This is a genomic window from Salipiger thiooxidans (genome assembly GCF_900102075.1).
Classification (GTDB): Bacteria; Pseudomonadota; Alphaproteobacteria; order Rhodobacterales; family Rhodobacteraceae; genus Salipiger; species Salipiger thiooxidans.
In genome coordinates, this window is record NZ_FNAV01000051.1 from 1 (window position 1) to 8976 (window position 8976).

The 8976-nt window shown below is 65.8% G+C and carries 10 protein-coding genes; 1 reads left to right on the forward strand and 9 read right to left on the reverse strand.

What is annotated here, in order from left to right; genetic code table 11:
• On the forward strand, nucleotides 1–332 hold a 332-nt coding region (locus tag BLQ77_RS27720; RefSeq protein ID WP_110476951.1), incomplete at its 5' end, for an IS30 family transposase.
• 39 nt (nucleotides 333–371) lie between these two features.
• On the opposite strand, the gene BLQ77_RS27725 is transcribed toward BLQ77_RS27720, so the two are convergent.
• The 9 genes from BLQ77_RS27725 to folD form a co-directional block, all read right to left on the reverse strand.
• Entirely contained in the window at nucleotides 372–1412 is a 1041-nt protein-coding gene (locus BLQ77_RS27725) for a heme-dependent oxidative N-demethylase family protein (protein ID WP_089964283.1), read from the reverse strand.
• Nucleotides 1413–1423: 11 nt separating this feature from the next.
• The gene (locus tag BLQ77_RS27730) at nucleotides 1424–2371 is read right to left on the reverse strand and encodes a PDR/VanB family oxidoreductase (RefSeq protein WP_089964284.1); all 948 of its coding nucleotides are present in this window, start codon (nucleotides 2369–2371) and stop codon (nucleotides 1424–1426) included.
• Nucleotides 2368–2970 (reverse strand): dimethylamine monooxygenase subunit DmmA family protein, encoded by a 603-nt coding sequence (locus BLQ77_RS27735; RefSeq protein ID WP_089964285.1) that lies wholly within the window; start codon nucleotides 2968–2970, stop codon nucleotides 2368–2370. The genes BLQ77_RS27730 and BLQ77_RS27735 overlap by 4 nt, the downstream gene beginning before the upstream one ends.
• A gap of 72 nt (nucleotides 2971–3042) precedes the next feature.
• Nucleotides 3043–4176 carry an aminomethyl transferase family protein gene (locus BLQ77_RS27740; RefSeq protein WP_089964286.1) on the reverse strand — a complete coding sequence of 378 codons (1134 nt, stop codon included), beginning with the start codon at nucleotides 4174–4176 and terminating at the stop codon, nucleotides 3043–3045.
• An 85-nt stretch (nucleotides 4177–4261) separates the two neighbouring features.
• Nucleotides 4262–4435 (reverse strand): hypothetical protein, encoded by a 174-nt coding sequence (locus BLQ77_RS28985; protein WP_008887885.1) that lies wholly within the window; start codon nucleotides 4433–4435, stop codon nucleotides 4262–4264.
• Between the two features lie 24 nt (nucleotides 4436–4459).
• Nucleotides 4460–5839: an ammonium transporter gene (locus tag BLQ77_RS27745; protein ID WP_008887924.1), complete on the reverse strand. Its 1380-nt coding sequence runs from the start codon at nucleotides 5837–5839 to the stop codon at nucleotides 4460–4462.
• 350 nt (nucleotides 5840–6189) lie between these two features.
• Nucleotides 6190–6903 carry a FadR/GntR family transcriptional regulator gene (locus BLQ77_RS27750; protein ID WP_089964287.1) on the reverse strand — a complete coding sequence of 238 codons (714 nt, stop codon included), beginning with the start codon at nucleotides 6901–6903 and terminating at the stop codon, nucleotides 6190–6192.
• A gap of 407 nt (nucleotides 6904–7310) precedes the next feature.
• Complete coding sequence (gene purU, locus BLQ77_RS27755) at nucleotides 7311–8195, reverse strand: formyltetrahydrofolate deformylase (protein WP_008887947.1); 885 nt, start codon at nucleotides 8193–8195, stop codon at nucleotides 7311–7313.
• A 102-nt stretch (nucleotides 8196–8297) separates the two neighbouring features.
• Nucleotides 8298–8976: bifunctional methylenetetrahydrofolate dehydrogenase/methenyltetrahydrofolate cyclohydrolase FolD (gene folD / locus BLQ77_RS27760; RefSeq protein ID WP_089964288.1), on the reverse strand; the 679-nt coding region annotated here is incomplete at its 5' end.

An 8976-nucleotide genomic window follows, 5' to 3' on the forward strand; every position in this document is an offset into this window, starting at 1 on the left:
CCATCACCTTCGACCGCGGCACGGAATTCGTGTCATGGCCGCACCTGCAGGCCCAGCTCGGAACCCAAACGTGGTTCTGCGACCCCTCCTCGCCTTGGCAGAAAGGCACAGTCGAGAACACCAACCGCCGGCTCCGCCGCTGGCTTCCAAGGCAGCGTGACGTCGCTGCCATGACAGAGCCCGAGCTGAAGCAACTCTGCGACCAGCTCAACAACACGCCCCGCAAATGCCTCGGCTGGAGGACCCCGGCCGAGGTCTTCCGAGAAAAGATGATGGAGGAAATCGGCCGACGCCCCTACCCTCGCAGGTCATGGGAGTCGCGCTTCAAGTAGCGCACACACCTCACCCCCCCGCGGCAGCGAGACCGGCAATCAGTCCGGGAAGATGCCCGGCGAGGTCTCGGCGCCGTCGTCGAACTGCGCGAGATAGTCGACGATGACCTCGTGGTTCACGGCGAAGCCCTTGTACTCCGCGAGATCCGGGTCGATGTCGCGCAGCACCCGGTGCAGGCGGCGGCCCCATTTGGGCTGGGTCGCGATGTCCTCGAGGTTGCACAGGTAGCACCGGATCGGGAAGGCCAGCGCGTTCGAGCGCGGCAACCGCCAGAACGTCTGCAGCTCGACCCGCAGGAACTGTTTCGCACCCACGTTCGCGGGCGTGATGCTGCGCTTCTCCGGCCCCCACTTGTGGTAGTTCTCGGGGCTGGTGTCGAGGCGCGGGTTCACCGTCATCGTCCAGTTGAGGCGGCGGTAGGATTGCTCCTGCGTGACCGCCAGCAGGAACTTCAGCGCCTTGTCGAAGACCCCCATCTTGCGGGCCTTGGGCACCGGGGCGTGCCATTCGAAGAAGTTCATGCCGACGTCGAAATCCAGCGACCAGTCGGCCTGCGAGGTCACCATTCCCGCGTCCAGCCAGAGGTTGCCCTCGCGCTCGTGCAACAGCGCGAAATCGCCCTGTGCCTGACGGGTGATGTACTCCATCGGCCCGCAGGGCAGCGTGGTCGGGTCGAGGAAGGTGAAGGTCTTGTCGATCCCCAGCGGCCTGTTGATCCAGTGCCAGGCATTGCCGTCGCGGTTGAGCTTGAAGAGCTCGGGATAGTCGCGCGCCTTCGACACCATGATGAGCTCGAGAAGATCCCAGCCCGCCAGCTCCATGTGCGGCAGCGACTGGCAGCGCATCGGGTCGTCGGCGAGCGTGATCTCGCGGTCCTTCATCTCGGCGACGTAATGTTCGTCCACGTCGAAGGCGAATTCGAACGGGCTGCCCGCGGGCCCGCCGGGGTGCTGCTCGATGTTGACCGAGTACATGTAGCCGTCGCGGTCGAAGGGGAACGGAAAGCGGCGGATGGCGGCGGCCGAGTTGCGGAAGGTGTAGTCGCCGCGGAAGGTCTCGTCGTTGAATTGCATCGTCATCGGTCGGCTCCTCAGAGGTCCAGTTCCAGCCGCGCGCCCTTGAAGCGCGACATGCAGGGCATGATGGTTTTCTGCTCGGCGCGCTCGGCCTCGCTGAGCCAGTGGTCGTTGTGCAGGATCCGGCCGTCGCAGGCGATGACATGGGTCCGGCAGCGGCCGCAGGCGCCGCCTCGGCAGGAATAGTCGATCTCGACCTGCGCGGCCTCGAGCGCTTCGAGAAGGCTCTGGTCCGCCTTCACCTGCACCGTCCGGCCCGAGGATTTCACCACCACCTCGAAGGGCTCGCCCGGTGGCGGTGCGGTGAAGGCCTCGGAATGCACGGCGGTCTTCGGCCAGCCCAGACGCGCCGCCTGGTCCGCCACCGCGGAGATCAGCCCCTCGGGCCCGCAGGTGTAGACATGCGTGCCCAGCGGCTGGCCGTCGAGGATGGCGCCCAGATCCATGCGGGCGCCCTCGTCCGAGATATGGACATGGATATGCGCCGCGTCCGGCAGCAGCCTGAGCCCAGCCGCCTCGTCGCGCGAGCGCGCGGCGTAGTGCAGTTCATAGGGCTTCTGTGCGATGCCGAGCTGGCGCAGCTGCGACAGGAAGGGCGTGATGCCGATGCCGCCCGCGATCAGCACGTGCTTGCGCGCGCGCAGGTCGAGCTGGAACAGGTTCGCGGGCGAGGAGACGGTGATCGCGTCGCCCTCGTTCACCCGGGTGTGCATGTAGCGCGAGCCGCCCCGGCCGCGATCCTCGCGCCGCACGGCGATCTCGTATCCGGACCCGTCGTGCGGGTCGGAGATCAGCGAGTAGGAATTGCGCCGGATCGTGTCGCCGTCGGGCATCTCGACGGTGATGTGGGCGCCGCCGGAGAAGACGGGCAGCGGCGCGCCCGCCGGGTCCTCGAAACGGAAGCGCTTGACCAGCGGCGAGAGCGCCTCGATCTCGGTCACCTTGAGTGCAAGCTTGCTCATGCCCGGATCTCCTGCGCGTCGGGCACGACGCCCGGCGTTTCGGCATCGACGCAGACGCCCTGGAATGCGCCCAGGCGGCGCGAGAAATGATCCCGCACGAAAAGCGTCAGACCGCAATGGGAGCAGGTGAAGGGATCGGTCGTCACGTCCTCGGTGATGCCCTTGCAATGCACGCATTGCATCCGCCGGGCGACGGTGCCGCGATGCTCCATCTGGATCGCCTCCAGCGGCAGGCCCTCGGCAGTGGCGAGCGCCGCGACATGGCCCATCAGCCCCTCGGAGCCCGCAAGGTAGAGCGTCGTGCCCATGCGCGCGGCGGACAGCAGGCGCTTCACCAGCGGGGTGGCGGCTTCGAGATCGGGGGCGCCGTGCAGCGCCTTGGGGTGCAGCGCCTCGATCCGGGAAACGGTATCGGCAGCGGCACCGACCAGCAGCACGTGGGCGCGGTCCATCACTGAACTGTCGGCGCTGGCAAGATCGACCAGCGCATCGGCACCGGCCGCGTCGGCCACCATGATGCCCGGCGCGGCCCCTTGCGAGACCAGCCCGGCATAGGTCGGGCGCGAGTCGATCGACGGAGAGAATTTCGTGTTCGGCATCGGTTTGCCTCAAGCCTCCTGTTGGCTCTCAGGAGGCGGGGCGGCTCGGGGCCCCGCCTCGCAAGGTTTCACTCAGCCCTTGGCAGTGCGACGCTTCTTGTCGACGTCGTAGAAGGGCATGGAATGGGCGACGCAGGGCAGCTCCTTGTCCCCGGCCCGGATTGTCAGCGGGGTGCCGTCGACGGCGCAGTCCACCGGCATCCGTGCGATGCCGACCGTGTGGCCGTTCAGCTCGGAATTCATGCAGATGGTGACCACGCCGACCGGCTCGCCGTCCTTGAGCAGGACCGCGCCCTCGGGCGCGGGCTCGGTGCCCTCGAGCTTGACGCCGTAGATCTTGAAGCGCTCCCTGCCCTTCAGGCGGTAGTGCTCTTCGGCGCCGCGGAAACCGGTCTTGCCCGGTGAGACGGTGAAATCGAGTCCCAGTTCCCACAGCGTGTCGCCGGGGGCCTCGTCCTCGAACGGGTACATCTCGGAATTGTCGTAGGGGAAGAACAGCAGGTAGCTTTCCGCCCGCAGCCAGTCGAGCGTGGTGAAGCGGGTCGGGATGATGCCCATCTCCGCGCCTTCGGCCACGATCGTGTCCCAGATCTCGACCGCGTCCTGGCGGCGGCAGAAGATCTCGTAGCCGCGCTCGCCGGTGTAGCCGGTGCGCGAGATCATCACCGGCTTGCCGAAGAGCGTGGTCTGGATGTGGCTGAAATAGATCACGTCGCGGATTCCGGGGACGTGCTTTTCAAGATAGTCGACGGCGAGCGGACCCTGCAGCGAGATGTCGTGCAGGTCGTCGTCGAACATCATCACGACGTTGCGGCCCGCCGCGTACATCGCAAGCTGCTCATGCCCCGCGCCCGAGCCATGCACGACCATGAAGCTGTGCGGACCCATGCGGTAGATGACGCAATCGTCGACGAACTTTCCGGCGTCGTTCAGCATGGTCGCATAGGTCGACCGGCCGGGCTTGAGCTTTTCGATGTTCCGGGTGGTGGCCTTGTCGATCACGTATTGCGCGTGCGGCCCGCTGATGTGGACCTTCTTGAGCCCCGAGACGTCCATCACGCCCGCCTTGGTGCGGATGGCCTCGTACTCCTCCTTCTGGTCCTTGTCGTAGGTCCATGCGGTGCCCATGCCGCTCCAGTCTTCGAGATTGGAGCCCATGGCCCGGTGCCGGTCCGCCAGTGCGGAGAATCTCCACGATGCGATCATGCCGTTTGTCCTTCCGGTCAGTCTTGTGCGTTTCCAATGGGAATCCCGGCGGCGCCATGCCGCCGGGTCCGTGGCCCTGTGGGCCTTACCTCTTGCGGGTGGCCTTGTAGGCGTGCTCTTCGTGGCGCCAGCCGAAGACGATGGCGACGACGATCAGCGCGAGGCAGACGGCGATCCACAGTCCCTCGACCGAGCCGTAGCCCGCGTAGATGGCGCCGGTGATCCCGTCCCAGGAGGTCACGTCAAAAGGGGCTTCCATGGCAGTGTCCTTTCGTGTTGCAGGTCATTCGGCCGGGCTGACCGAGGGATGAAGCCCTTCGGGATAGGCCGAGGCGGGCACCTTGACCGCGTCGAGCCCGAGGATCTCGGCCTCGGCGGGAACGCGCAGCTGGCCGGTGACCCTGAGCAGCAGCGAAACCAGGTAGCCGGGCACGAAGCCCATGAGCCCCATCACCGCCGCACCGACGAGCTGGCCGGTGAAGGAGGTGGTGATCACGTTCTCGCCTGCCAGTGCCGGGTAGCCCTGCGCGGCGATGCCGACCGAGAGCACGCCCCAGAGGCCGAGGAAACCGTGCACCGCGAAGGCGCCCACCGCGTCGTCGATGCCGCGCTTCTCGATGAAGCTGGCGACGAAGGGCATGGCGCAGGCGCCGATGAAGCCGATCACGAAGGCCATGGGCGGATACCAGAGGTCCAGGCCCGCGGCGCAGGAGATGATGCCGCCAAGCGCGCCGGACATCATCCAGAACGGATCGCGCGTCACCATCCAGGCACCGATGATGCCGCCGGCAAAGCCCATGAGCGTGTTGAAGGTCATGCCCGAGAGCGTCATCGGCGTGCCGTAGATGGTGGCCTCGATGGCGTTGCCCCAGGACCAGGTTTCGCCCGGGACGATGACGCAACCCATCAGGAAGCCCCAGAACCCGGCGATGATCAGCATCAGCCCGATCAGGGTCATCGGCATGGAATGCCCGGCGATGTGGTTGGCGCTGCCGTCGGCGTTGAACTTGCCGATCCGCGGCCCGAGGTTGATCAGCACCCCCAGCGTGAAGAAGCCCGCGATCATGTGCACGACGCCCGCGGCACCGAAGTCGTGGTAGCCGAACTTCGTGACCAGCCAGCCGTCCACGTGCCAGCCCCAGGCCGCCGCGAGGATCCAGAGCCCGCCGCCCAGCACGATGGCGAGCACGACGAAACCGGTGAGCTTGATGCGCTCGATCACGCCGCCCGACAGGATCGACGCGGTGGTCGCGGCGAAGAGCACGAAGGCGCCCCAGAACACGCCCGAGGACCGGTCGTCGAGGTTCGGCCCCATGTACTGGTTCCACGGCAGCGCCACGTCGTTGGCGTAGGCCAGGCCCGAGATGCCCATGGCACCCTCGGACAGCGACAGGCCCGTGGGGAAGGCCCAGTAGATCCACCAGCCGACGAAGTAGAAGAAGGGAACGATCATCGCGAAGGCGAGGATGTTCTTGATGCCCGAGGCCAGCGCGTTCTTCGAGCGCGAGGCGCCCATCTCGTAGGCCAGGAACCCGACGTGGATCAGGACCATGAGAGGGATCGTCAGGTAGTAGAAGGTTTCGGCGAACGTTCCGTTGGTCGCAGAGGCATTCGCCTTCAGCTCCGCAACGGTGGCTGCCAAGGACGCCAGATCTTGTTCCAAGCCAGTCTCCCTGTCTGGAGTGGTGTTCAACCCGGTTGCCTGAGATCTGTATTTTTGGATTGAACCAATTTCGGCAACTGGATCATTCAGTGACCAAAGCACATCGCAATCGATCACCCTCAGTCAAACTTTTTTCCTGTGAGGAATTAAAGAAGAGTGCCGATTCGGCCCGTGAGGCGCCGAAATCCGAGTCTGGGATCAATTTTTAGGCGCAGGACAGCGCGTTTTGGCACCGTACTGGACGGAAACGCAAAGAGAGCGACGAAGAGCACGACGAGGATTCGCACCCTCTGTTCGTGGCCGGGTCAGTCCGCAATGACCTCAAGAATAGCTGCGATTGGTTGGGCCAATCAGTCCTCCTGAAGCAGGATCCGCTGGTCCTCGATCAGCGACAGCTTCATGAACTCGCTGGCTTCCTCGATGTCCCGCGCGGCGATGGCGTTGAACAGCCCGTTGTAGCCGCGCTGGTAGATCGCGATGCGCGCGGGCGTGAGGTGGCGGCGGTACATCGCCGTGCGAAAGGCCTGCCGACGCGCGTCGAGCACGAGGTTGTAGCAGGCCAGCAGCAGCGGGTTGCCGGTACCCTCGGCGATCAGCCGGTGGAATTCCTCCTCCAGCCGCACGAAGGCGGTGGCATCGGCCTGCACCGCTTCCATCTTCGACAGGACGACGGAAAGCGCCTCGATCTGGCGCGGTGTCATGTTGATGACCGCGAGCCGCATCATCTCGGGCTCGATGATGCCGCGCATCACCTGAAGCTGCAGCGGCCCGACATCCGCGGCCACCGGAGAGGTGGCGCTGGCCTCGCCATCGGGGTCATAGGTCACGAAGGACCCCGAGCCGGCCCGGCGCCGGATCATGCCGCGCGCCTCGAGCTGATCGAGCGCCTCGCGCACGGTGTTGCGGGCGACCCCCAGATCCTGCGCGAGCTGGCGCTCCGACGGCAGGCGTTCCTCGCTCGCATACTCCTGCGTCACGATCCGCGTCAGCAGCGTTTCGATCACATATTTGACGGTGGCGCCGGGAAGATACGCGCCGGAGGACGGCAGGGAGGAATTGGACAAGACACGGACCTTCGGGAAAACCGTGCCAATTAGACCAATTTCCCCGCGCTGGTCCAGAGCCGGTACCCGGAAGCGGCAAGAGGCGCGGTTAACGCGCCTCTTTTGGGGTGGGTGGTTGGTGCGGCTTGCCCCCGGTGGAGCGGGCATGGCCTTGAATGCCCGGGCCTTTTTCAGGGCGTGGCCCTGCTTGGTCACCCCAGGGCTCCGCCAGTTCACCCTCGAGAAGTCTCCAAAGGAGGTTTCCCCGGGCATCCGCTTTGTATTCCGGTGGTCCCCGTTTGCGATAACCTCAACACCTCCCCGGGAAGGTGTGTCAGGCAGAGCCCGGCCCGGCCGCCCTGGGCTCCGCCCGTGATAGCCTCAAACCCTCCCCCGGAGGGTTTGCCGGGCAAAGCCCGGTTCGGCAATCACCCCATTTTTTCAGAGCTGTAGCTGCCAGGCGAGGCCTGGAACACCACGGTCTTGTTGCCGTTCAGGAACACCCGGTGGTTGGCATGGGCGTGGATCGCGCGGGCGAGCACCTGGCTCTCCACGTCGCGGCCGAGCGAGACGTAGTCGTCGGGCGACTGCGCATGGGTGATGCGCACCGTGTCCTGTTCGATGATCGGACCCTCGTCGAGATCGGCGGTCACGTAGTGCGAGGTCGCCCCGATCAGCTTCACGCCGCGGGCGAAAGCCTGCTTGTAGGGGTTCGCGCCCTTGAACGACGGCAGGAAGGAATGGTGGATGTTGATGATCCGCCCCGACATCTTCTGGCACATCTCGTCCGACAGGATCTGCATGTAGCGCGCCAGCACGATCAGCTCGGCCCCTGCCTCTTCGACCACCTTCATGATCGCGGCCTCGGCCTGCGGCTTGTTCTCCTTGGTGACCCGGATGCAGTGGAAGGGGATGTCGCTGTTCACCACCGCCTTCTGGTAATCCATGTGGTTCGAAATCACCGCGACGATCTCGACCGGCAGCGCGCCGATGCGGACACGGTAGAGCAGGTCGTTCAGGCAGTGCCCGAAGCGGCTGACCATGATCACCACCTTCATCTTCTCCGCCTCGTCGTGGAAGGCGAACTGCATCGAGAAGGTCTTGGCGATGGCCGCGAAATCCGCCTCGAGCGCGGCCAGGTCGACCCCGTCCTGCGACTCGAAGCTGATCCGCATGAAGAACCGGCTGGTTTCGACGTCGTCGAACTGCGAGCTGTCGGTGATGTTGCAGCCGTGCTCGGCCAGGAAGGTGGCAATGGCCGCGACGATCCCGCGTGTGGTGGCGCAGGTTACGGTCAGGCAGTATTTCGTCATGTCGGTTGTCTCCTTCAGCCGGTCGCCCCCCTGATTGGCACCGGTCGGGTGTCTGTTTTCGTTATTGTTATTTCTTGGAAAGCGGTCTTTGCGCCGCAGGGATCAGGCCGTCAGCCCCTCGGGCTCGGCCAGGCCGTTCGCCCGGCAGCAGGCGGTGACGGTGTTGGCCAGCAGGCAGGCGATGGTCATCGGACCGACGCCGCCCGGCACCGGGGTGATCGCCCCCGCCACCTCGGCGCAGCTGTCGTAGTCGCAGTCGCCCACCAGCCGGGTCTTGCCCTCGCCCTTCTCGGGCGCGGCGATGCGGTTGATGCCCACGTCGATCACCGTGGCACCCGGCTTGATCCAGTCGCCCGGCACCATCTGCGGACGGCCCACCGCCGCCACCACGATGTCCGCCCGGCGCACCACCTCGGCGAGGTTCTTCGTCCGCGAATGCGCGATGGTCACGGTGCAGCTCTCGCCCAGCAGCAGCTGCGCCATCGGCTTGCCGACGATGTTCGAGCGCCCGATCACCACCGCGTCGAGCCCGGAAAGCGACCCGAGCTGGTCGCGCAACATCATCAGGCAGCCGAGCGGGGTGCAGGGCACCATGCTCTTCTGGCCGGTGCCCAGGAGGCCCACGTTCGAGATGTGGAACCCGTCCACGTCCTTGGCGGGCGAGATCGCGTTGATCACCGCGTCCGAGTTCATGTGGTCCGGCAGCGGCAGCTGCACGAGGATGCCATGCACCGCCGGATCGGCGTTCAGCCGCTCCACCAGCGCCAGAAGGTCGGCCTCG